This is a genomic window from Streptomyces sp. NPDC058758 (genome assembly GCF_042746075.1).
Classification (GTDB): domain Bacteria; phylum Actinomycetota; class Actinomycetes; order Streptomycetales; family Streptomycetaceae; genus Streptomyces.
In genome coordinates this window covers 14079-37102 of record NZ_JBHYPS010000014.1, presented here as the reverse complement: position 1 = coordinate 37102, position 23024 = coordinate 14079, and the positions used below count along the sequence as shown (strand labels likewise).

Genomic DNA, 23024 nt, shown 5'->3' with positions numbered 1-23024 from the left:
CGATGACGAAGATCCGCACCGAGTTCCCCTACGAGACCCGGTACGAGGACGTCCGCATCCCGATGCCGGACGGCACCCTCCTGTACGCGCGCGTGTGGCGGCCGCTCACCGAGGAGCCCGTCCCCGCCCTCCTGGAGTACCTCCCCTACCGGCTCACCGACTGGACCGCGCCCCGCGACTGGCAGCGCCACCCCTGGTACGCGGGCCACGGCTACGCCTCCGTCCGGGTCGACGTCCGCGGCCACGGCAACAGCGAGGGCCTGCCCGGCGACGAGTACGACGCCACCGAGCTCGCCGACGGCGTCGCCGTCGTCCACTGGCTCGCCGAGCAGCCGTGGTGCACCGGAAACGTCGGCATGTTCGGCATCTCCTGGGGCGGCTTCAACAGCCTCCAGATCGCCGCCCTCGCCCCCGAACCCCTCAAGGCGATCGTCACCGTCTGCTCCACCGACGACCGCTACGACAACGACGTCCACTACATGGGGGGCTCCGTCCTCGGCGTCGACATGCACGCCTGGGCCGCCACCATGCTCGCCTTCGTCTGCCGCCCGCCCGACCCGCGGTACGCCGGCGAGGAGTGGCGCGAGCGGTGGCTGCACCGCCTGGAGGCCGTCGAACCCTTCGTCCACACCTGGCTCTCCCACCAGACCCGGGACGACTACTGGCGCCACGGCAGCGTCTGCGAGGACTACACGGCCGTCCGCTGCGCCGTCCTCGCCGTCGGCGGCTGGCACGACCCGTACCGCGACACCGTCCTGCGCCTCGCCGAACACCTCCCCCAGGACCGGGTCCGCGGCATCATCGGCCCCTGGTCCCACCAGTACCCCGACCGCGGCCTGCCGCCGGGACCCGCCATCGGCTTCCTCCAGGAGACCCTCCGCTGGTGGGACCACCACCTCAAGGGCGTCGACAACGACGTGATGGCCGAACCGCTGCTCCGCTCCTGGATCAGCGAGTCCCACCCGCCCGCCACCGTCTACGCGGAGCTGCCCGGCCGCTGGGTCGCCGACCCGTCCTGGCCGTCCCCGCACGTCACCCCCGTCCCGTACGCCTTCCAGGGCGAGCACGTGGTCGTCGACTCGCCGCAGCAGACCGGCATCGACGCGGGCCGCTTCTTCCCCTTCGGGAACGACGCCGACCTGCCCCCCGACCAGCGCGACGAGGACGCCCACTCGGCCTGCTTCGACTTCGCCGTCCCCCCGGACGGCGACCCGATCGAGATCCTGGGCCGCCCCGGCGTCCGCCTCCACCTGAGGGCGGCCGCGCCCACCGGCCAGATCGTCGCCCGGCTCTGCGACATCGCCCCCGACGGCTCCTCCACCCTGGTCACCCGCGGCGCGCTCAACCTCTCCGCCCGCTACGGCCGCGAACGGGCCGTCGACGCCCAGCCCGGCGAGTGGGAGACGTACGACGTCGAGCTGAACGGCATCGGGCACACCTTCCCGCCCGGCCACCGCGTCCGGCTCGCCGTCTCCTCCGCGTACTGGCCGTGGATCTGGCCGCAGCCCGACGCGGGCGGCTTCACCCTCGACCCCGCCGGCTCCTCCCTCACCCTTCCGGTCCGCGCCCGTACGGACGACTCCGTGTCCTTCGAGGCACCCGAGCAGTCTCCGCCGCTCGGCGTGACCTCCCCCCGCACCCCGGAGGAGACCAGGCCCGAACGGCTGGTCCTGCGCGACGTCGCCAAGGGCGAGTGGACCCTCCAGGTCGACCCGAAGTACGGCGGCACCCGCGTCTACCCGGACGGCCTGGAGTTCACCGAGGACGCCGTCGAGACGTACACCATCGCCGAGGACGACCCGCTCTCCGCCCGCACCCGCTCCGAGTGGACCATCCGCCTCCACCGCCCGGAACTCGCCTGGGACGTCCGGATCGAGACCCGCTCCGAGATCACCTGCGACGCGGACGCCTTCCACACCTCCGACGAGGTCGTCTGCCGGGAGGGCGGCGAGGTCGTCTTCCACCGCACCTGGGAGAAGCGGATCCCCCGCACGGCGGGCTGAACCCTGGCCGTACGGGGGATCGCGGAGGCGTTCCTAGACGTTCGCCCGGCGCCGGCGGGCCGCGAACACGGCGCCCGCGCCGAGCACGAGGGCGGCACCGGCGGCGGCCCCGACCAGCGGCAGGCCGTCGGAGGAGCCGGTCTCGGCGAGCTCACCACCGCGACCGCCCTGCGGGGCGGCACCGTTCGAGGACGGCGCGGGGGCGGGAGCGGAGGTGGCGGCCGACGGGGAGGGGGACGGCGACGACCCGGTGCCGGCCGCCGCCCCGACGACGTCGAAGTAGGCCTCCTCGTCCTCGGTGTAGCCGCAGCCCCCGTCCTCGGTGTCGTAGTCGCCGGAGACCGAGACGACGCCGGCGCCGGCGGGCGCGTCCGCGGCGAGGGTCAGCCGCAGCTTCACGTCGGCCTCGCCGCCCTTGGCGAGCTCACCGAGTTCGATGGCGCCGAGTTCCAGCATCCGCAGCTTCGTCCACTCCGGGTGGGAGGCGGAGGACCACTCGACCGTCGTGTGGCGGACGAACGCCTCGGCGTCGCCGAAGTCCTCGTCGTCCAGCTCCTCCAGGGCCTTCGCGGAGTTCGGGACGAGGCCGGCGAGGACGTACGCGTTCACGTCGTCCAGCTTCTCCCCGGAGGTGTTGCCGACGGTCAGGGAGAAGACGGCGCTGGTGCCGGCGGTGACGGACGCGGGGCCGTCGAGGGCGACCGAGAGACCGCCCTCGGTGCACTCCCCCCACTCCTCGTCGTCCCCCTCGCCCTCGTCGTCCTCGTCGCCCTCGCCCGGCTTCGGCTTCTCCTCGTCCGGCGTCTCCTCCTCGCCCGGCGTCTCCTCCTTCTCCTCGAAGTCCGCCAGGGCCTGCTCGGCCTCGGCGAGTTCCTTCTCGGCGTCCTCCAGCCGCTTGACGACCGGGTTCAGCTCGCGGCGGATGAAGGCGATGAAACCGGTGATGGCGTTCTGCCGGGCCGTCTCCAGCTCGGCCTCCGCGGCGGTCAGGACGCCGGCGGCCTCCTCGGCGGCCCGCTTCGCCGCGTCGACGTCCTGCCGGGCCGCCGCCTTGTCCTCCTCGGCGGCCTTCTCCAGCCGCTCCTCGGCGGCGGCCAGCTCCCCGTCCGCGGCGGCCTTGGCCGTCGTGGCCTTCCCGACGGCCTCCTCGGCGGCGGTGCGCGCCTCGATGAGGGCCGGGTCGACGATCGCGGCGGGGTCCGTGTGCCACTTGTCGATCTCGGCCACGACGGCCCGGCGCTGCTTCTCCAGCTCCTCGACCTTCGTCCGCGCGTCGGCGACGGCCTTCTCCAGCGCCTCGCGGGTGGAGGCGTCCGGGGCGGCCGTGGCGGCGGTCGGCTTCGGGGTGTCCGCGAAGGCGGGCCCGGCGGAGAGGAACACGACCGGGGTCGTGACGGCGGCGGCGACGGCGGTCGCGAGCATGCGGCGAATCTTCACGTGCGGACCTTTTCCTGGTCAGGGAAGAGCGAAAGGGGGGTGCGCGCCCGCGGCAGTCCTCACGCGGGGGCGGCACCACCGTGATCGTATGACCCGCCCGGACCCCGCGACAGGGACCGTTTCCCCAGCTCGGAGGCGGTACGGACACCGCGGCGGGACCAAAACGCCATCACCCGGGCAGTTGCCCTCTTCCCTGCGGGTTTCTCTGTGATCCATGTCATCCGCGCCCGGCGGCCCGCCCCGTAACGTGTCCCTCACCCATCATCGAAAGCGAGGCACGCACCGATGTCCGAGCACAGCCCGCTCGACCTGGCCGAGGGCGACCCCTTCGGCCCGCACAACCTCCCGTACGGCGTCTTCTCCACGGCCGACGAGCCCGGCCGCCGCCGGCTCGGCGTCCGGATCGGCGGGTACGTGCTGGACGCGGGGGCCGCGGCACACGCGCTGGGCTCCCCGTACGCCTCCCTGCTCGCGCAGCCGAGCCTCAACCCGCTGCTCGCCGCCGGGCGGACCGCCTGGCGGGACGTCCGCCGCGCGCTGACGGCCTGGGTGACGGTCCCCGCCCACCGCCCCGCCGTCGAGCCGCTGCTGCACCCGCTGGACACGGTGACGCTGCACCTGCCGTACGAGGTCGCCGACTACGTCGACTTCTACGCCAGCGAGCACCACGCGACCAACGTGGGCCGCATCTTCCGCCCCGACGGCGAGCCGCTGACGCCCAACTGGAAGCACCTGCCCATCGGCTACCACGGGCGCGCGGGCACGGTCGTGGTCTCCGGCACGGACGTGGTGCGCCCCTCGGGCCAGCGGAAGACGCCCGCCGACGCGGCGCCGGTCTTCGGCCCGTCGGTGAAGCTGGACATCGAGGCGGAGGTCGGCTTCCTCGTCGGCACCCCCTCGGAGCTGGGCCGCCCGGTGCCGCTCGGCGCCTTCGAGGACCACGTCTTCGGCCTGACGCTGCTGAACGACTGGTCGGCGCGGGACGTGCAGGCGTGGGAGTACGTGCCGCTGGGCCCCTTCCTCGGCAAGTCCTTCCAGACCTCGGTGTCGGCGTGGGTGACGCCCCTGGAGGCCCTGGACGCGGCCCGTACCGCGCCGCCGGCCCGGGACTTCCCCCTGCTGCCGTACCTGGACGACGCGGCGGAGGAGGTCCCGGGCGGCTTCGACGTGCGGATCACCGTCGAGATCAACGGCGAGACGGTGGCCGAGCCGCCGTTCTCCACCATGTACTGGACGGCCGCGCAGCAGCTCGCGCACATGACGGTGAACGGCGCCTCCCTGCGCACCGGCGACCTGTACGGCTCCGGCACGGTCTCCGGCCCCGAGGTGGGCCAGCGCGGCTCGCTCCTCGAACTCACCTGGAACGGCCGCGACGCCCTCGAACTCTCCGGCGGGAAGCGGACGTTCCTGGAGGACGGCGACGAGGTCGTGCTGACCGCGTGGGCGCCCGGCCCGGACGGCACCCGGGTGGGCCTGGGCGAGGTCCGGGGCCGGATCGCCCCCGCGGTGGCGTAGCTAGCCCACCCGCCAGAGCGCGGGCACGTTCGGCGGCTCCCAGCCGGCCATGGCGGTGTGGGCCTGGAGGCACACGTAGCCCACGCCGCCGTACGTGACCCGGTCACCGGCGGCGTACGTCCGTCCGGCGGTCCAGGTGCCGCCGGGCGGGGCGGTGGTGGGCGTGCCGGTGGGCGTCGGGCCGGGGGTCTGCGGCACGTCGACGACGAAGTCGAAGGCGGCCTCGCGTCCCCCGCCCGCGTCCCGCACGGTCATGAGCAGCCGCGGGTCGAAGATGGTGTCGGTGTTGTTCCGGGGCTCGTTCGGGAAGTACAGCTGGGTCGTGAGGATCGGCCGGCCCGGCGCTTGCACCTTCACGTGGAGGTGGCGGGTTCGGCCCGGGTAGAGCCCGGGGACGATGGTGGTGAGCTTGAACGACCCGTCGGCGCCGGTGAACTGGTGGCCGCGGAACTTGAACCCGGTGTTGTCGTACGCCCCGTTGGCGTCGGCCTGCCAGAAGTCCAGCAGCACCCCCGACACCGGACGACAGGCCCGCCCGAACACGTACCCGCTGACGGTCAGCCGGATCCCGGCGCCGTCCGGCATGCTGCTGCGCAGCGGCGAGTTGGGCTTGAAGTAGGGGCCCTCCATCTGCGGCAGGGTCAGGTCGTCGCCGTCGTCGCACTCCGGCGTGAGGTCGAGCGGCGTGCCGCCGTCGGTCAGCGTGCGGGCGAGCGCGGGGACGCCCATGAGAACCGCGGGGGCGGCCATGCCGGCCGCGAGCGCGGCGCGCATCACGGTCTTCCGTGAGACGTGCCCGGTACCGGTGTTGCTCTCGCTTTCCATGTGCCTGGCTCCTCAGGTGGGGTCTGGGATCGGCACGAACCTAGGCGGGCGGGGCGTCCGCTTCGATGGACGGAACAGGGCGCTCGTGGTGTTTTCGAAAGCCCCCCGGGCTCGCCCCCACCTCGCGCCGGAAGAACCGGCAGAAGTACGCCGGATCGTCGAAGCCCACCCGTGCCGCCACCTGCCGCACCGACAGCGAGGTCGCCACCAGCAGCCGCTGCGCCTCCCGCACCCGCGCCTCCCGCAGCAGCGCGGCGGGCGTCCGCCCGGTGGCTCCCCGCACCACCTCGTTCAGGTACCCCGGCGTCACCCCGAGCCGCCCGGCGCACTCCCGCACGGACACCCCGCCGCCCCCGGCCTCGGCCACGATCCGCAGGAAGTCCCCGGCGAGCCCCTGCGACGGCGCCACCACCCGCCCGCCCGGCACCCGGGCGGCCCGCACGAGCAGCACGTGCAGCAGCGACCGCAGCACCCCGGCGAAGCCGTCCGCCCCGCTCCGGTACTCCTCCGCCAGCTCCCCCATCAGCAGCGAGGTCCGCTCGTGGGCCGCCCCGTCGAGGTCCACCCAGGGCCGCTCCCCCAGCCGTCGCAGCAGGCCGAGGTCGTCGGGTCCGTCGACGAGGAACTCCGGCGTGAACAGCACCAGCGAGCCCTCCAGCCCCCGCACCCCCTCCCACCAGTGCACCTGTCCGGGCAGGATCACGCCGAGCTGCGCCGGCCGCACGTCGTAGCGCTCGGCGTCGATGACGTGCGCGCCCGTCCCCTCCACCACGTGCACGATCTCGTAGAAGGTGTGCCGGTGCGGATAGTCGGCCCGCGACATCGGCCCCATCGCGTCGAACCCCCCGGCCGCGAACGGCACCTGGTCCGGCAGCCGCAGCTCCAGCCGGTGCACCGGCGGCTCCCCGTCCCGGGGCGCGGCACAGGGCCGCCCGGGTAAGACGGTCGTCCCGCGCACGGAATCCCCTCCCCCAACAGGTACAGACCATGTGGCCCGTCCACGATCCCACGCGGACCGCCCCCTGTCAGGACTCCGTCGCTCCGCGCGCGAGCGCGGACGCGCGCATCCGCCGCACCGTGAGGACCTGTGCCCTGACCCGGCTGTTGGCTTCCGTACGCATTCCCTGGTACCCCGCCAGCACGGTCAGCGACAGGGTCCGGCCGTCCCCGGTCCGCACGCACGGCGCCTCCGCCACCAGGGAGTTGCCGCCGACGACCTCGGCCTCGACGGATTCGATCTCGCTCCAGGGCAGGGCGGTCCACCTGAGCATGCCCCGGTACCGCAGGCCGCCGCCGTCGACCCGGACGCCGGCGAAGGGAGCGGTCACGAGGACCCAGCCGCCGGGGACCAGGAACACGGCGACCATGATCCAGTCGCCGGCCGCGTCCGTGTCCTCGCGGGTCGCACCGGCCAGCCCCGTCAGGCACGACAACAGCCCCAGGGCGAAGATCAGCCAGCTCCACGGGCTCCTCAGGAACTCGGCACGTTCCACAGGCCTCCGCCTCCCCCGGTTCGCTCCGCCTCCGGCGGGCGCACGCGCCCCCCGGCCCGCTGCGGCCGAGGATAGCCGCCCCCCGGCCCCCTGGCCCCGGGCTTGCGCTCACCCCGCGTGTCCACTCCCCTGGGTCAGTTCCGGGTGCGGGTCGGGTGGGGGCGTTCGATGCTCCTCACGGCGGGCCCCCGGGAGGGGCCGGCCTTCCCCCGGCGCCCCGCGGGCGCCTCCCCCACACGAGGAGCACATCCGTGATGTCCGCACGTCCCCGCGCCCTCAGCGCCGCTCTCGCTCTCGCCGCCTCCGTCGCGCTGGCCCTGGGGGCCGCCGCCCCGGCCGTCTCGGCGGGGCCCGTCGCCCCGGTGGCCGGCGGGGACCACGGGTTCCCGCACCCGGACCTGTACCGGACGTACGAGGCGACGAAGAAGTACCGGTCCGAGGAGAAGGCGATCGCCGACGGGTTCCGGCGCACCGACGTGTGCGTGGAGGACACCAGCGGGGCGAACCTCGGCGGGATGGGGTACCACTACGTGAATCCGGCCCACATCGGTTCCACCGACCCGACGCGGCCCGCGGCCGTGATCTACGCGGAGGAGCACGGCGGCGGGAAGCGGAAGCTGGTCGCCCTGGAGTGGGTCGTCCCGGACACCGGGCAGCCGGTGCCGCGGGCCTTCGGCCGGGACTTCGACGGGCCGGAGCCGATCCCGGGCCTCGGAGAGGTGTACTCGCTGCACGCGTGGATTTACAAGGAGAACCCGTCCGGGGTCTTCGCCCCGTACAACCCCACCGTGCACTGCGGTCCCTGCCCGGCGTAGGGGCGCCGGGTACGCGGAAGGGCCCGGCTCGCCCCCGAGCCGGGCCCTGTCCGTGGGGCGTCAGCGGACGAAGACGCTCGCCTGGCCCGCCAGGTCCAGGAAGTACTGCGGCGCGAGGCCGAGGACCAGGGTGACGACCACGCCCGCGGTGATGGCGAGGGTGGTCAGGGCCGAGGGCACGGCGACCGTGGGGCCGTCCGCCTTCGGCTCGCTGAAGAACATCAGCACGATCACCCGGATGTAGAAGAAGGCCGCCACCGCCGAGGCGAGGACGCCGACCACGACCAGCGCGCCCGCGCCGCCCTCCGCCGCCGCCTTGAAGACCGCGAACTTCCCGGAGAAGCCGGAGGTCAGCGGGATGCCGGCGAAGGCGAGGAGGAAGACCGCGAAGACGGCCGCGACCAGGGGCGAACGGCGGCCCAGGCCGGCCCACTTGGAGAGGTGGGTGGCCTCTCCGCCCGCGTCCCGCACCAGGGTGACGACGGCGAAGGCGCCGATCGTCACGAAGGAGTAGGCGCCCAGGTAGAAGAGGACGGACGAGATGCCGCTGGGCGTCGCCGCGATGACGCCGGCGAGCAGGAAGCCCGCGTGCGCGATCGACGAGTACGCCAGCAGGCGCTTGATGTCGGTCTGGGTGATCGCGACGACCGCGCCGCCCAGCATCGTGACGATCGCGACGCCCCACATGACCGGCCGCCAGTCCCAGGTGAGGCCGGGCAGCACCACGTACAGCAGGCGGAGCAGCGCGCCGAAGGCGGCGACCTTGGTGGCGGCGGCCATGAAGCCGGTCACCGGGGTCGGGGCGCCCTGGTAGACGTCCGGGGTCCACATGTGGAAGGGGACGGCGCCGACCTTGAAGAGCAGGCCCGTGAGGAGCAGGGCGAAGCCGATCAGGAGGAGGACGTCGTTGCCCATCGTGTCGGCGAGCGCCGGGTTCACCGAGGCGACCGCGCCGTCGACCACGTCCGCGATCGCGGCGTACGAGACGGAGCCCGCGTAGCCGTAGAGCAGGGCGATCCCGAAGAGCAGGAAGGCCGAGGAGAAGGCGCCGAGCAGGAAGTACTTGACGGCCGCCTCCTGCGACATCAGCCGCTTGCGGCGGGCGAGGGCGCAGAGCAGGTACAGCGGGAGGGAGAAGACCTCCAGGGCGATGAAGAGGGTCAGGAGGTCGTTGGCGGCCGGGAAGACCAGCATGCCGGCGATCGCGAAGAGCGCGAGCGGGAAGACCTCGGTGGTGGTGAAGCCGGCCTTGACGGCGGCCTTCTCGTGGTCGCCGCCGGGGACGGCGGCGGCCTCGGCGGCGAAGGAGTCGACCTTGTGGCCATGGTCGGCCGGGTCGAGCCTGCGCTCGGCGAAGGTGAGGACGGCGACGATCGAGGCGAGCAGGATCGTGCCCTGGAGGAACAGGGCGGGGCCGTCGACGGCGATGGCGCCCATGGCCGCGATGCGGGCCTTGGTGGTGCCGTAGCCGCCGGCCGCGAGGCCGACGACGGCGGCGAACGAGGCCGCGAGGGCCAGGACCGTCAGGAAGACCTGGCAGGCGTAGCGGCCCCTGCGGGGCACGAAGGCCTCGACGAGGACGCCGAGGACGGCCGCGCCGACCACGATGAGCACCGGCGCGAGCTGGGTGTACTCGATCTTCGGTGCCGGGATCTTGTTCAGCGGCTCGGCGGCCGTCGTCCACAGGCTGTGGACAGCGAGGGCGTTCACTTGGCCGCCTCCACGTTCTGGACGGGAACTTCGGGCTGGGGGTCGGTCCGCTGGACGTCCGACATGGTGTGCCGGACGGCGGGGTTCACCACGTCGGTCAGCGGCTTCGGGAAGACGCCGAGGAAGAGCAGGACGGCGATGAGCGGGGCGACCACGGCCAGCTCGCGCGGCCGCAGGTCGGGCATCGACCGCACCTCCTCCTTCACCGGGCCCGTCATCGTCCGCTGGTAGAGGACGAGGACGTACAGCGCGGCGAGGACGATGCCGGTGGTGGCGACGATCCCGGCCACCGGGTAGCGGGCGAAGGTGCCGACCAGGACCAGGAACTCGCTGACGAACGGGGCGAGTCCGGGCAGCGACAGCGTCGCGAGCCCGCCGATCAGGAAGGTGCCGGCGAGGACCGGGGCGACCTTCTGCACGCCGCCGTAGTCGGCGATGAGCCGCGAGCCGCGCCGGGAGATCAGGAAGCCGGCGACCAGCATCAGGGCGGCGGTGGAGATGCCGTGGTTGACCATGTAGAGCGTGGCGCCCGACTGGCCCTGGCTGGTCATCGCGAAGATGCCCAGGATGATGAAGCCGAAGTGGGAGATCGACGCGTAGGCGACCAGCCGCTTGATGTCCCGCTGGCCGACGGCGACCAGCGCGCCGTACACGATGCTGACGAGGGCGAGGACGACGATCGCGGGGGTGGCCCACTTCGACGCCTCGGGGAAGAGGCCGAGGCAGAAGCGGAGCATCGCGAAGGTGCCGACCTTGTCGACGACCGCGGTGATGAGGACGGCGACCGGGGCGGTCGCCTCCCCCATCGCGTTCGGCAGCCAGGTGTGCAGCGGCCACAGCGGCGCCTTCACCGCGAAGGCGAAGAAGAAGCCGAGGAAGAGCCACTTCTCGGTGGAGGACGCCATCTCCAGCGAGCCGTTCGCCCGCGCCTCGGCGATTTCGGTGAGGGAGAAGTTCCCGGCGACCACGTAGAGGCCGATGACCGCGGCCAGCATGATCAGGCCGCCGACCAGGTTGTAGAGCAGGAACTTCACCGCCGCGTACGACCGCTGGGCCGCCGCGTTCTCGTCGGTGCCGCTGTGGGCGCGGTCGCCGAAGCCGCCGATGAGGAAGTACATCGGGATGAGCATGGCTTCGAAGAGGATGTAGAAGAGGAAGACGTCGGTGGCCTCGAAGGAGAGGATCACCATCGCCTCGACCATGAGGATCAGGGCGAAGAAGCCCTGGGTCGGGCGCCACCGCTTGGACTGCGTCTCCAGGGGGTCGGCGTCGTGCCACCCGGCCAGGATGACGAAGGGGATCAGCAGCGCGGTCAGCGCGATCAGCGCCACCCCGATGCCGTCGACGCCCAGCTCGTACCGGACGCCGAAGTCCCGGATCCAGGAGTGGGACTCGACCAGCTGGTAGCGGTCGCCGCCCGGCTCGAAGCGGGCGAAGACGATCCCGGCGAGCACCAGCGTGGCCAGCGAGACCAGCAGCGCCAGCCACTTGGCGGTGGTGCGGCGGGCGGCGGGCACGGCGGCGGTGAGGATCGCACCGACCGCCGGTACCGCTGCCGTCGCCGTCAGGAGCGGGAAGGACATAGCAGTTACACCGCCCTCATCAGCAGGGTCGCGGCGATGAGGACCGCCGTACCGCCGAACATGGAGACCGCGTACGAGCGGACGTGGCCGTTCTGCAGCTTGCGCAGCCGGCCGGAGAGCCCGCCGACGCCCGCCGCCGTGCCGTTGACCACGCCGTCCACGAGGCTGTGGTCGACGTAGACGAGCGAGCGGGTCAGGTGGGTGCCGCCGGTGACGAAGACGGCGTGGTTGAAGTCGTCCTGGAGCAGGTCGCGGCGGGCGGCCCGGGTGAGCAGCGAGCCGCGCGGGGCGACCACCGGCACCGGGCGGCGGCCGTACTGGAGGTAGGCCAGGCCGACGCCGATCACCATGACGGCGACGGTGGCGGCGGTGACGGCGGCGGCGCTGATCGGCGGGTGGCCGTGGGCGTAGCCGGTGACCGGCTCCAGCCACTCGACGAAGCCGGTGAGCTCGAAGACGGCGCCTCCGGCGACCGAGCCGACGGCCAGCAGGACCATGGGGATCACCATGGACTTCGGGGACTCGTGCGGGTGCGGCGGGTTGCCGTCCGCGTCCGGCTGCCAGCGCTTCTCGCCGAAGAAGGTCATCAGCATCACGCGGGTCATGTAGTACGCGGTGATGGCGGCGCCGAGCAGGGTGACCGCGCCGAGGATCCAGCCCTCGGTGCCGCCCTTGGCGAAGGCCGCCTCGATGATCTTGTCCTTGGAGAAGAAGCCGGACAGGCCCGGGAAGCCGATGATGGCGAGGTAGCCGAGGCCGAAGGTGACGAAGGTGACCGGCATGTACTTCCTGAGGCCGCCGTACTTCCGCATGTCGACCTCGTCGTTCATGCCGTGCATGACCGAACCGGCGCCGAGGAACAGCCCGGCCTTGAAGAAGCCGTGCGTGACCAGGTGCATGATCGCGAAGACGTAGCCGATGGGGCCCAGGCCGGCCGCCAGGATCATGTAACCGATCTGCGACATCGTGGATCCGGCGAGGGCCTTCTTGATGTCGTCCTTCGCGCAACCGACGATCGCACCGAAGAGCAGCGTGACCGCGCCGACGATGGTGACGACGAGCTGCGCGTCCGGCGCCGCGTTGAAGATGTCGGCGGAGCGGACGATCAGGTAGACGCCGGCGGTGACCATGGTGGCGGCGTGGATGAGGGCCGAGACCGGGGTCGGGCCCTCCATCGCGTCACCGAGCCAGGACTGCAGCGGCACCTGGGCCGACTTGCCGCAGGCCGCGAGGAGCAGCATCAGGCCGATCGCCGTCAGCTTGCCCTCCGAGGTCTCCCCCGCCGACGCGAGGACCGGGCCGAAGGCGAAGGTGCCGAAGGTGGTGAACATCAGCATGATCGCGATCGACAGGCCCATGTCGCCGACCCGGTTGACCAGGAAGGCCTTCTTCGCGGCGGTGGCCGCGCTGGGCTTGTGCTGCCAGAAGCCGATCAGGAGGTACGAGGCGAGGCCGACGCCCTCCCAGCCGAAGTACAGCAGCAGGTAGTTGTCGGCGAGGACGAGCAGCAGCATCGCCGCGACGAACAGGTTCAGGTAGCCGAAGAAGCGGCGGCGCCGCTCGTCGTGCTCCATGTACCCGATCGAGTACACGTGGATGAGGGTGCCCACGCCGGTGATCAGCAGGACGAAGGTCATCGACAGCTGGTCGAGCTGGAAGGCGATGTCCGCCTGGAAGCCCTCGACGGGGATCCAGGTGAACAGGTGCTGGTGCATCGCCCGGTCCTCGGCGCCCTTGCCGAGCATGTCGGCGAAGAGGGCGAGGCCGAGGGCGAAGGAGACGGCCGCGAGGAGCGTGCCGAGCCAGTGCCCGGTCCTGTCGAGCCGGCGGCCGCCGCACAGCAGGACGGCCGCTCCGAGCAGGGGCGCCGCGATGAGCAGCGCAATCAGGTTGTCCACGGTTCAGCCCCTCACAGCTTCATCAGGCTGGCGTCGTCGACCGAGGCCGAGTGGCGGGATCGGAAGACGGACACGATGATCGCGAGCCCGACGACGACCTCCGCGGCGGCCACGACCATCGTGAAGAAGGCGATGATCTGGCCGTCGAGGTTGCCGTGCATGCGGGAGAAGGTGACGAACGCGAGGTTGCAGGCGTTCAGCATCAGCTCCACGCACATGAAGACCACGATCGCGTTCCGCCGGATCAGCACCCCGACCGCACCGATGGTGAACAGCAGGGCGGCGAGGTAGAGATAGTTGACGGGGTTCACCGCGTGGCCTCCTCTCCGTCACGGGCGTCGTCCCGGTCGCGTCCGAGCCGCTCCGAGGAGCGCTGCTCCAGGGCCTTGAGGTCGGCCAGCGCCTCGCCCGACACGTCCCGCACCTGGCCCCGCTTGCGCAGGGTGGAGATGACGGTGAGCTCGGACGGGGTGCCGTCGGGCAGCAGGCCCGGCACGTCCACCGCGTTGTGCCGGGCGTAGACGCCGGGGGCGGGCAGCGGCGGCAGGTGCTTGCCCTCGCGCACGCGCTGCTCGGCCAGCTCGCGCTGGGTCCTGGCCCGCTCGGTGCGCTCCCGGTGGGTGAGGAGCATCGCGCCGACGGACGCGGTGATCAGCAGGGCGCCGGTGATCTCGAAGGCGAAGACGTACTTGGTGAAGATGAGGGCCGCCAGGCCCTCCACGTTCCCCCCGTGGGCCGCGTTCGCCGCGCCGAGGCCGGTGAACTCGGTCAGGGCCGCGTTCCCGATCCCGGCGAAGAGCAGGACGCCGAAGCCGAGGCCGCAGGCGGCGGCCCACCAGCGCTGGCCCTTGATGGTCTCCTTCAGCGAGTCCGCGGCCGTGACGCCGACCAGCATGACGACGAAGAGGAAGAGCATCATGATCGCGCCGGTGTAGACGACGATCTGGACGATGCCGAGGAAGTACGCGCCGTTGGCCAGGTAGAAGACCGCGAGGACGATCATCGTGCCGGCCAGGCACAGGGCCGAGTGCACGGCCTTCCTCATGAGGATGGTGCACAGCGCGCCGACGACGGCGACGGTGCCGAGCACCCAGAACTGGAACGCCTCGCCGGTGGAGGTGGCGTAGGCCGCGAGCGCGCTCATCGGCCGATCACCTTCCCCGACGCGGGCTCGTTCTCCCCGGAGGTCGACTCGCCCTCCTGCGGGCCCTCGCCCTTGGAGACGGCGGCCTGGCGCTCGGTGCCGGGCGCCGCCTCGGTGACCAGGCCCCGGTAGTAGTCCTGTTCGGTCATGCCGGGGAAGATCGCGTGCGGGGTGTCGACCATCCGCTCGTCGAGGCCCGCGAGCAGCTGCTCCTTGGTGTAGATCAGGTTCTCGCGGGAGGAGTCGGCCAGCTCGAACTCGTTCGTCATCGTGAGCGCGCGGGTGGGGCACGCCTCGATGCACAGCCCGCACAGGATGCAGCGGGCGTAGTTGATCTGGTAGACGCGGCCGTACCGCTCGCCCGGCGAGTAGCGCTCCTCGTCCGTGTTGTCCGCGCCCTCCACGTAGATGGCGTCGGCGGGACAGGCCCAGGCGCACAGCTCGCAGCCGACGCACTTCTCCAGGCCGTCCGGGTGGCGGTTGAGCTGGTGGCGGCCGTGGAAGCGGGGTGCCGTCGTCTTCTTCTGCTCCGGGTACTGCTCGGTCAGCCGCTTCTTGAACATGGCCTTGAAGGTCACGCCGAAGCCGGCCACCGGATTCTGGAAGTCAGACACGATCCGTCCCCCTCTCATCACTCTCGGTAGCGGTATCGGGGCCACCACTGACAACGAGGTCCCGCTGGTGTCGGGACCTGCGCCGGGGCACGGGCGGCAGGGTCTGTCCGGGCTTGGGCGGTACGGGGAAGCCGCCGGCCATCGGGTCGAAGGCCCGCTCGGCCGCGGCCGCCGGCTCCTCCTTCTTCCGGTCGCGGTAGAAGTCGGCCAGGAAGGAGAGCAGCAGCACCACCAGGACCGCGCCGGCCACGTACAGCACGATGTTGGTGAAGGCGATGTTCTCGTTGCGCAGCGCCCGGACGGTGGCGACCAGCATCAGCCAGACCACGGAGACCGGGATGAGCACCTTCCAGCCGAGCTTCATCAGCTGGTCGTAGCGGACCCGGGGCAGGGTGCCGCGGAGCCAGATGAAGAAGAAGAGCAGCAGCTGCACCTTGAGGACGAACCACAGCATCGGCCACCAGCCGTGGTTGGCGCCCTCCCAGAAGGCGGAGACCGGGTACGGGGCCCGCCAGCCGCCCAGGAAGAGGGTCACCGACACGGCGGAGACCGTCACCATGTTCACGTACTCGGCGAGCATGAACATCGCGAACTTGATGGAGGAGTACTCGGTGTTGAAGCCGCCGACGAGGTCGCCCTCGGACTCCGGCATGTCGAAGGGGGCGCGGTTGGTCTCGCCCACCATCGTCACGATGTAGATGAGGAAGGAGACCGGCAGCAGCACGACGAACCAGCGGTCCTGCTGGGCCTCGACGATCGCCGAGGTCGACATCGAGCCGGAGTAGAGGAAGACGGAGGCGAAGGCCGCGCCCATGGCGATCTCGTACGAGATCATCTGGGCGCAGGAGCGCAGTCCGCCGAGGAGCGGGTACGTGGAGCCGGAGGACCAGCCGGCGAGCACGATGCCGTAGATGCCGACGGAGGCGACCGCGAGGATGTAGAGCATCGCGATCGGCAGGTCGGTGAGCTGCATCGTGGTGCGCTGGCCGAAGATCGACACCTCGTTGCCGGCCGGGCCGAAGGGGATCACGGCGATCGCCATGAAGGCGGGGATCGCGGCGACGATCGGGGCCAGGACGTAGACGACCTTGTCGGCCCGCTTGACGATCACGTCCTCCTTGAGCATCAGCTTGATGCCGTCCGCGAGGGACTGGAGGAGGCCCCAGGGGCCGTGCCGGTTGGGGCCGATGCGCAGCTGCATCCAGGCGACGACCTTGCGCTCCCACACGATGGAGAAGAGCACGGTGACCATCAGGAACGCGAAGCAGAAGACGGCCTTGACCGCGACGAGCCACCAGGGGTCCGTCCCGAACATGGACAGGTCCTCGGCTGCGAGGGGCGTGTTCACGCCTGCACCTCCTTCGGGGTGGCCGGGCCGATGCGGACCACGTCGCCCGGGCGGGCGCCGGTGTCGGCGAGGACGCCGCGGCCGGCCGAGTTCAGGGGGAGCCAGACGACCCGGTCGGGCATCTCGGTGACCCGGAGCGGGAAGGCGACGGCGCCGGCGGGGCCGGTGACCTCGAGCAGGTCGCCGTCCTTGACGCCGGTGTCGGCGGCGGTGCCGGCGGAGAGCCGGGCGACCGCCGCGTGGCGGGTGCCGGCCAGGGCGGTGTCGCCCTCCTGGAGCCGTCCGAGGTCGAGCAGCAGCCGGTGTCCGGCGAGGACGGCCTCGCCGTCGCCGGGCCGGGGGGCCGGGACCGCGTGGGCGGTGGGCTCGGAGGCCCGCTCCCCGGACCGGCGGCCGAGCCGGTCCAGCTCGCGCCGGGCCGACTTGAGGTCGGGCAGGGCGAGGTGGGTGTCCATGGCGTCGGCGAGCATGTGGAGCACGCGCGCGTCGGTCGGGGCGAGCGGGCGGGTCATCTGCTCGGGCTTGAGCGCGGCCTCGAACATCCGGGCGCGGCCCTCCCAGTTGAGGAAGGTGCCGGCCTTCTCGGCGACGGCGGCGACCGGCAGGACGACGTCGGCGCGCTCGGTGACCGCGCCGGGGCGCAGTTCGAGGGAGACGACGAAGGCCGCGTCGAGGGCTTCGCGCGCGCGTGCCGGGTCCGGGAGGTCGTCGACGGCGACGCCGCCGACGAGGAGTCCGGCGAGTTCGCCGGAGGCGGCCGCCTCGACGATCTGGCCGGTGTCGCGGCCGTAGCCGTGCGGGAGTTCGCGGACGCCCCAGGCGGCGGCGACCTCCTCCCGGGCGCGGGGGTCGGTCGCGGGCCGGCCTCCGGGCAGCAGGCTCGGCAGCGCGCCGGCCTCGACCGCGCCGCGCTCGCCGGCCCGGCGGGGGATCCAGACGAGCCGGGCGCCGGTGGCGGCGGAGGCCCGCAGGGCGGCGGTGAGCGCGCCGGGCACGGCGGCGAGCCGCTCGCCGACGGCGATGACGGCGCCCTCGCGGCGGAGTTCCTCGGAGGCGGCCCAGCCGGTGGAGTCGAGGCCGACGCGGGAGGTGAGGGCGTCGAGCCACTCGGTCTCGGTGCCGGGGGCGGCGGGCAGCAGTGTGCCGCCGGCCTTCTCCAGGCCGCGGGTGGCGTGGGTGGCGATCGCGTACGTCTTCTGCCCGTGCTTGCGCCAGGCCTTGCGGAGCCGCAGGAAGACGCCGGGGGCCTCCTCCTCGGACTCCAGGCCGACGAGCAGCACCATCGGCGCGGCTTCGAGCGAGGTGTACGTGACCCCGCTGCCGTCCAGGTCCCGTCCGCGTCCGGCGACGTGCGAGGCGAGGAAGTCAGCCTCCTCGCCGGAGTGGACCCGGGCCCGGAAGTCGACGTCGTTGGTGTGGAGGGCGACGCGGGCGAACTTGGCGTAGGCGTAGGCGTCCTCGACGGTGAGCCGGCCGCCGGCGAGGACGCCGGTGCGGCCGCGGACGAGCCCGCGGGCGGCGGCCTCCAGGGCCTCGGGCCAGGAGGCCGGTTCGAGGACGCCGGCGGCGTTGCGCACGAGGGGGGTCGTCAGCCGGTCGCGCTGCTGCGCGTACCGGAAGCCGAACCGGCCCTTGTCGCAGATCCACTCCTCGTTGACCTCGGGGTCGTCCTGCGCGAGGCGGCGCATGACCTTGCCGCGCCGGTGGTCGGTGCGGGTGGCGCAGCCGCCGGCGCAGTGCTCGCACACCGAGGGCGAGGACACCAGGTCGAAGGGGCGGGAGCGGAAGCGGTAGGCGGCCGAGGTGAGGGCGCCGACCGGGCAGATCTGGATGGTGTTGCCGGAGAAGTACGACTCGAAGGGGTCGCCCTCGCCGGTGCCGACCTGCTGGAGGGCGCCGCGCTCGACGAGTTCGATCATCGGGTCGCCGGCGACCTGGTTGGAGAAGCGGGTGCAGCGGGCGCAGAGCACGCACCGCTCGCGGTCGAGCAGCACCTGGGTGGAGATCGGCACCGGCTTCTCGTAGGTCCGCTTGACGCCCTCGAAGCGGGACTCGGCCTGCCCGTGGGACATGGCCTGGTTCTGGAGCGGGCACTCGCCGCCCTTGTCGCAGACCGGGCAGTCCAGCGGGTGGTTGATGAGCAGCAGCTCCATCACGCCGTGCTGGGCCTTCTCGGCGACCGGGCTGGTCAGCTGCGACCTGACGACCATGCCGTCGGTGCAGGTGATGGTGCAGGAGGCCATCGGCTTGCGCTGGCCCTCGACCTCGACGATGCACTGGCGGCAGGCGCCGGCGGGGTCGAGGAGGGGGTGGTCGCAGAAGCGGGGGATCTCGATGCCGAGCTGTTCGGCGGCGCGGATGACCAGGGTCCCCTTGGGGACGGAGATCTCGGCGCCGTCGATGGTCAGCGTGACCAGGTCCTCCGGGGGTACCGCCGGGGTTCCGCCGCCGGACGGGCCGGCCGTGGTGACCGTCATGCCGTCACCTCCTTGTGGTTGTCCGCCCAGGCGGTCGACTTGGCCGGGTCGAAGGGGCAGCCCTTGCCCGTGATGTGCTGCTCGTACTCCTCGCGGAAGTACTTCAGCGAGGAGAAGATCGGCGAGGCGGCGCCGTCGCCGAGGGCGCAGAACGACTTGCCGTTGATGTTGTCGGCGATGTCGTTGAGCTTGTCGAGGTCGGACATGACGCCCTTGCCGGCCTCGATGTCGCGGAGCAGCTGGACGAGCCAGTAGGTGCCCTCGCGGCAGGGGGTGCACTTGCCGCAGGACTCGTGGGCGTAGAACTCGGTCCAGCGGGTGACGGCCCGCACGACGCAGGTGGTCTCGTCGAAGCACTGGAGGGCCTTGGTGCCGAGCATGGAGCCGGCGGCGCCGACGCCCTCGTAGTCGAGCGGCACGTCCAGGTGCTCGTCGGTGAACATCGGGGTGGAGGAGCCGCCGGGGGTCCAGAACTTGAGCCGGTGCCCGGGCCGCATCCCGCCGCTCATGTCGAGGAGCTGGCGCAGGGTGATGCCGAGGGGGGCCTCGTACTGGCCGGGCGAGGCGACGTGCCCGGAGAGCGAGTAGAGCGTGAAGCCCGGGGACTTCTCGCTGCCCATCGAGGTGAACCACTCCTTGCCGCGGTTGAGGATCGCGGGAACGGAGGCGATGGACTCGACGTTGTTCACCACGGTGGGGCAGGCGTACAGGCCGGCGACCGCGGGGAAGGGGGGCCGCAGCCGGGGCTGCCCGCGGCGGCCTTCGAGGGAGTCGAGGAGGGCGGTCTCCTCGCCGCAGATGTACGCGCCGGCGCCGGCGTGCACGGTGAGCTCGACGTCGAGCCCGCTGCCGAGGACGTTCGTGCCGAGGTAGCCGGCCCGGTAGGCCTCGCGGACCGCCTCGTGGAGGCGGCGCAGGACGGGGACGACCTCGCCGCGCAGGTAGATGAAGGCGTGGTTCGAGCGGATCGCGTAGCAGGCGATCACGATGCCCTCGATGAGGGAGTGCGGGTTGGCGAAGAGGAGGGGGATGTCCTTGCAGGTGCCGGGCTCGGACTCGTCGGCGTTGACGACGAGGTAGTGCGGTTTGCCGTCGCCCTGCGGGATGAACTGCCACTTCATGCCGGTGGGGAAGCCGGCGCCGCCGCGTCCGCGGAGGCCGGAGTCCTTCACGTAGGCGATGAGGTCGTCGGGGCTCATCGCGAGGGCCTTGCGCAGGCCCCGGTAGCCCTCGTGGCGTTCGTAGGTCTCCAGGGTCCAGGAGTCCGGCTGGTCCCAGAACGCGGAGAGCACCGGGGAGAGCAGCTTCTCGGGGCTGCTGGAATCGATCTCGGCCGCCAACGTCATCACGCTCCCTCCTGACCGGCTGCCTCGCCGCGCGGGTGGACGATTCGGGTGTGGGGGGCCTCGCCCTTGGCCAGGCGGAGGCCGACGAGGGAGGCGGGGCCCGCGCCGCCGGTGGCCGCGACGGCGCCGGGGCGCTCGTCGGGGAAGCCGGCGAGGATGCGGGCGGTCTCCTTGAAGGTGCAGAGGGGGGCGCCGCGGGTGGGTTCGACGGTGCGGCCCGCGCGCAGGTCGTCGACCATCTTCTTGGCCGACTCGGGGGTCTGGTTGTCGAAGAACTCCCAGTTGACCATCACGACGGGCGCGAAGTCGCAGGCCGCGTTGCACTCGATGTGCTCGAGGGTGACCTTCCCGTCCTCGGTGGTCTCGTTGTTGCCGACGCCGAGGTGCTCCTTGAGCTCCTCGAAGATGGCGTCGCCGCCCATGACCGCGCAGAGGGTGTTGGTGCAGACGCCGACCTGGTAGTCGCCGGACGGCTTGCGGCGGTACATGGTGTAGAAGGTGGCGACGGCGGTGACCTCGGCGGTGGTCAGGCCGAGCATGTCGGCGCAGAAGGCCATGCCGGTCCGGGTGACGTGGCCCTCCTCCGACTGCACGAGGTGCAGCATCGGCAGGAGCGCGGAGCGGGAGCCGGGGTAGCGGTCGATGATCGCCTTCGCGTCCTCCTCCAGCCGGGCCCGGACGTCGTCCGGGTAGGCGGGGGCGGGAAGCTGGGGCATCCCGAGGCTGACGTTGCCGCTCGTCGGGGTCTCTGTCATCGGTCGACGCCTCCCATCACGGGGTCGATGGAGGCGACGGCGACGATGACGTCGGCGACCTGGCCGCCCTCGCACATCGCGGCCATGGCCTGGAGGTTGGTGAAGGACGGGTCGCGGAAGTGGACCCGGAAGGGGCGGGTGCCGCCGTCGGAGACGACGTGCACGCCGAGTTCGCCCTTGGGGGACTCGACGGCCGCGTAGGCCTGGCCTGCCGGGACCCGGAAGCCCTCGGTGACCAGCTTGAAGTGGTGGATCAGGGCCTCCATGGAGGTGCCCATGATCTTCTTGATGTGGTCGAGCGAGTTGCCGAGGCCGTCGGGGCCGAGGGCGAGCTGCGCGGGCCAGGCGATCTTCTTGTCGCCGACCATGACCGGGCCGGGCTCCAGCCGGTCGAGGCACTGCTCGACGATCCGCAGCGACTGGCGCATCTCCTCCAGGCGGATGAGGAAGCGGCCGTAGGCGTCGCAGGTGTCGGCGGTGGGGACCTCGAAGTCGTAGTCCTCGTAGCCGCAGTACGGGTCGGTCTTCCGCAGGTCGTGCGGGAGGCCCGCCGACCGGAGGATCGGTCCGGTGGCGCCGAGGGCCATGCAGCCGGTGAGGTCGAGGTGGCCGACGTCCTGCATGCGGGCCTTGAAGATGGGGTTGCCGGTGGCGAGCTTGTCGTACTCCGGCAGGTTCTTCTTCATGGTCTTCACGAACTCGCGCACGGCGTCGGCGCCGCCGGGCGGGAGGTCCTGGGCGAGGCCGCCGGGCCGGATGTAGGCGTGGTTCATGCGCAGGCCGGTGATCAGCTCGTACAGGTCCAGGATCATCTCGCGGTCCCGGAAGCCGTAGATCATGATCGTGGTGGCGCCGAGCTCCATGCCGCCGGTGGCGATGCACACCAGGTGCGAGGAGAGCCGGTTCAGCTCCATGAGGAGGACCCGGATGACGCTGGCCCTGTCCGGGACGTCGTCGGTGATGCCGAGCAGCTTCTCCACGCCGAGGCAGTACGCCGTCTCGTTGTAGAACGAGGTGAGGTAGTCCATGCGCGTGACGAAGGTGGTGCCCTGCGTCCAGGTCCGGTACTCGAGGTTCTTCTCGATGCCGGTGTGGAGGTAGCCGATGCCGCAGCGGGCCTCGGTGACGGTCTCGCCGTCGATCTCCAGGATGAGCCGGAGCACGCCGTGGGTGGACGGGTGCTGGGGGCCCATGTTGACGACGATCCGCTCGTCGTCGGCCTTGGCCGCGGACCGGACGACCTCGTCCCAGTCGCCGCCGGTGACCGTGTAGACGGCACCCTCGGTCGTGTCGCGGGGGCCGGATGCTGTGCTGTTCACGAGTACGACCTCCGCTGGTCCGGAGCCGGGATCTGGGCGCCCTTGTACTCGACGGCGATGCCGCCGAGCGGATAGTCCTTGCGCTGCGGGTGGCCCTGCCAGTCGTCCGGCATCATGATCCGGGTGAGGGCCTGGTGGCCTTCGAAGACGATTCCGAAAAAGTCGTAGGTCTCGCGCTCGTGCCAGTCGTTCGTCGGGTAGACGGCGGTCAGCGAGGGGATCCGCGGGTCGTGGTCGGGGGCCGAGACCTCCAGCCGGATCAGCCGGCCGTGGGTGAGCGAGCGCAGGTGGTAGACGGCGTGCAGCTCGCGTCCCTTGTCGCCCGGGTAGTGGACGCCGGAGACGCCGGTACAGAGCTCGAAGCGGAGCGCCGGGTCGTCGCGCAGCGTGCGGGCGACCCGGACGAGGTGCTCGCGCTCGATGTGGAAGGTGAGCTCGCCGCGGTCGACGACCGTCTTCTCGATGGCGTTGCCGGGGACGAGTCCCTGCTCCTCCAGGGCGCCTTCGAGTTCGTCGGCGACCTCGTCGAACCACCCGCCGTAGGGGCGGGCGGCCGCGCCGGGGAGGCGGATGGAGCGGACGAGGCCGCCGTAGCCGGAGGTGTCGCCGCCGTTGTTCGCGCCGAACATGCCGCGCTGGAGCCGTACCTCCTCCCCGTGCTCGCCGCGCTGACCGGGCAGGTTCTGCTCGCTCAGCTCCTTCTCGGGGTTCGGGGTTTCGTCGCTCATCGTGTCGTCCCGTT

Annotated in this window: 19 protein-coding genes; 3 read left to right on the top strand and 16 right to left on the bottom strand. The window is 72.0% G+C overall.

Annotation, left to right across the window (positions count from 1 at the left end; genetic code table 11):
- Positions 1-2 precede the first annotated feature (2 nt).
- On the top strand, positions 3-2003 hold the full coding sequence (locus ACFW6A_RS18600; RefSeq protein WP_386641502.1) for a CocE/NonD family hydrolase: 2001 nt from the start codon (positions 3-5) through the stop codon (positions 2001-2003).
- Between the two features lie 33 nt (positions 2004-2036).
- Here ACFW6A_RS18600 and ACFW6A_RS18595 read toward each other — a convergent pair whose 3' ends face one another.
- Complete coding sequence (locus ACFW6A_RS18595; protein ID WP_351844716.1) at positions 2037-3440, bottom strand: hypothetical protein; 1404 nt, start codon at positions 3438-3440, stop codon at positions 2037-2039.
- 285 nt (positions 3441-3725) lie between these two features.
- On the opposite strand from ACFW6A_RS18595, the gene fahA reads away from it, so the two are divergent.
- On the top strand, positions 3726-4955 hold the full coding sequence (gene fahA / locus ACFW6A_RS18590; protein ID WP_351844714.1) for a fumarylacetoacetase: 1230 nt from the start codon (positions 3726-3728) through the stop codon (positions 4953-4955).
- Here fahA and ACFW6A_RS18585 read toward each other — a convergent pair whose 3' ends face one another.
- From ACFW6A_RS18585 to ACFW6A_RS18575, 3 genes are all read right to left on the bottom strand, one after another.
- Entirely contained in the window at positions 4956-5780 is an 825-nt protein-coding gene (locus ACFW6A_RS18585; RefSeq protein WP_386641498.1) for a carbohydrate-binding protein, read from the bottom strand.
- A 40-nt stretch (positions 5781-5820) separates the two neighbouring features.
- Positions 5821-6738 carry a helix-turn-helix domain-containing protein gene (locus ACFW6A_RS18580; protein ID WP_386641495.1) on the bottom strand — a complete coding sequence of 306 codons (918 nt, stop codon included), beginning with the start codon at positions 6736-6738 and terminating at the stop codon, positions 5821-5823.
- Positions 6739-6805: 67 nt separating this feature from the next.
- Positions 6806-7273: a PH domain-containing protein gene (locus ACFW6A_RS18575; RefSeq protein ID WP_351844708.1), complete on the bottom strand. Its 468-nt coding sequence runs from the start codon at positions 7271-7273 to the stop codon at positions 6806-6808.
- A 254-nt stretch (positions 7274-7527) separates the two neighbouring features.
- On the opposite strand from ACFW6A_RS18575, the gene ACFW6A_RS18570 reads away from it, so the two are divergent.
- Positions 7528-8088 carry a hypothetical protein gene (locus tag ACFW6A_RS18570; RefSeq protein WP_351844706.1) on the top strand — a complete coding sequence of 187 codons (561 nt, stop codon included), beginning with the start codon at positions 7528-7530 and terminating at the stop codon, positions 8086-8088.
- A gap of 60 nt (positions 8089-8148) precedes the next feature.
- On the opposite strand, the gene nuoN is transcribed toward ACFW6A_RS18570, so the two are convergent.
- Genes nuoN through ACFW6A_RS18510 form a run of 12 tightly spaced genes read right to left on the bottom strand, consistent with a single transcriptional unit; the run spans position 8149 to position 23010 of the window.
- A complete protein-coding gene (nuoN, locus tag ACFW6A_RS18565) occupies positions 8149-9798 on the bottom strand; it encodes an NADH-quinone oxidoreductase subunit NuoN (protein ID WP_351844704.1) in 1650 nt (549 codons plus the stop codon).
- Positions 9795-11381: an NADH-quinone oxidoreductase subunit M gene (locus ACFW6A_RS18560; RefSeq protein WP_351844702.1), complete on the bottom strand. Its 1587-nt coding sequence runs from the start codon at positions 11379-11381 to the stop codon at positions 9795-9797. The genes nuoN and ACFW6A_RS18560 overlap by 4 nt, the downstream gene beginning before the upstream one ends.
- 5 nt (positions 11382-11386) lie before the next feature.
- Positions 11387-13279 carry an NADH-quinone oxidoreductase subunit L gene (gene nuoL / locus ACFW6A_RS18555; RefSeq protein WP_351844700.1) on the bottom strand — a complete coding sequence of 631 codons (1893 nt, stop codon included), beginning with the start codon at positions 13277-13279 and terminating at the stop codon, positions 11387-11389.
- Positions 13280-13290: 11 nt separating this feature from the next.
- A complete protein-coding gene (nuoK, locus tag ACFW6A_RS18550; RefSeq protein WP_043227770.1) occupies positions 13291-13590 on the bottom strand; it encodes an NADH-quinone oxidoreductase subunit NuoK in 300 nt (99 codons plus the stop codon).
- Entirely contained in the window at positions 13587-14423 is an 837-nt protein-coding gene (locus tag ACFW6A_RS18545; protein ID WP_351844698.1) for an NADH-quinone oxidoreductase subunit J, read from the bottom strand. The genes nuoK and ACFW6A_RS18545 overlap by 4 nt, the downstream gene beginning before the upstream one ends.
- Positions 14420-15037 carry an NADH-quinone oxidoreductase subunit NuoI gene (gene nuoI / locus ACFW6A_RS18540; RefSeq protein WP_351844696.1) on the bottom strand — a complete coding sequence of 206 codons (618 nt, stop codon included), beginning with the start codon at positions 15035-15037 and terminating at the stop codon, positions 14420-14422. The genes ACFW6A_RS18545 and nuoI overlap by 4 nt, the downstream gene beginning before the upstream one ends.
- The gene (gene nuoH, locus ACFW6A_RS18535; protein WP_351844863.1) at positions 15030-16352 is read right to left on the bottom strand and encodes an NADH-quinone oxidoreductase subunit NuoH; all 1323 of its coding nucleotides are present in this window, start codon (positions 16350-16352) and stop codon (positions 15030-15032) included. Before nuoH ends, nuoI begins: the two co-directional genes overlap by 8 nt.
- Before the next feature lie 29 nt (positions 16353-16381).
- The gene (locus ACFW6A_RS18530; RefSeq protein ID WP_386641492.1) at positions 16382-18862 is read right to left on the bottom strand and encodes an NADH-quinone oxidoreductase subunit G; all 2481 of its coding nucleotides are present in this window, start codon (positions 18860-18862) and stop codon (positions 16382-16384) included.
- Positions 18859-20208, bottom strand: coding sequence for an NADH-quinone oxidoreductase subunit NuoF (gene nuoF / locus ACFW6A_RS18525; RefSeq protein WP_351844861.1), 1350 nt, complete (start codon positions 20206-20208; stop codon positions 18859-18861). Before nuoF ends, ACFW6A_RS18530 begins: the two co-directional genes overlap by 4 nt.
- Entirely contained in the window at positions 20208-20963 is a 756-nt protein-coding gene (gene nuoE / locus ACFW6A_RS18520) for an NADH-quinone oxidoreductase subunit NuoE (protein ID WP_351844692.1), read from the bottom strand. Before nuoE ends, nuoF begins: the two co-directional genes overlap by 1 nt.
- Positions 20960-22282, bottom strand: a complete 1323-nt coding sequence (locus tag ACFW6A_RS18515) for an NADH-quinone oxidoreductase subunit D (protein WP_351844690.1) — start codon at positions 22280-22282, stop codon at positions 20960-20962. The genes nuoE and ACFW6A_RS18515 overlap by 4 nt, the downstream gene beginning before the upstream one ends.
- The gene (locus tag ACFW6A_RS18510) at positions 22279-23010 is read right to left on the bottom strand and encodes an NADH-quinone oxidoreductase subunit C (protein WP_386476322.1); all 732 of its coding nucleotides are present in this window, start codon (positions 23008-23010) and stop codon (positions 22279-22281) included. The genes ACFW6A_RS18515 and ACFW6A_RS18510 overlap by 4 nt, the downstream gene beginning before the upstream one ends.
- Positions 23011-23024 lie beyond the last annotated feature (14 nt).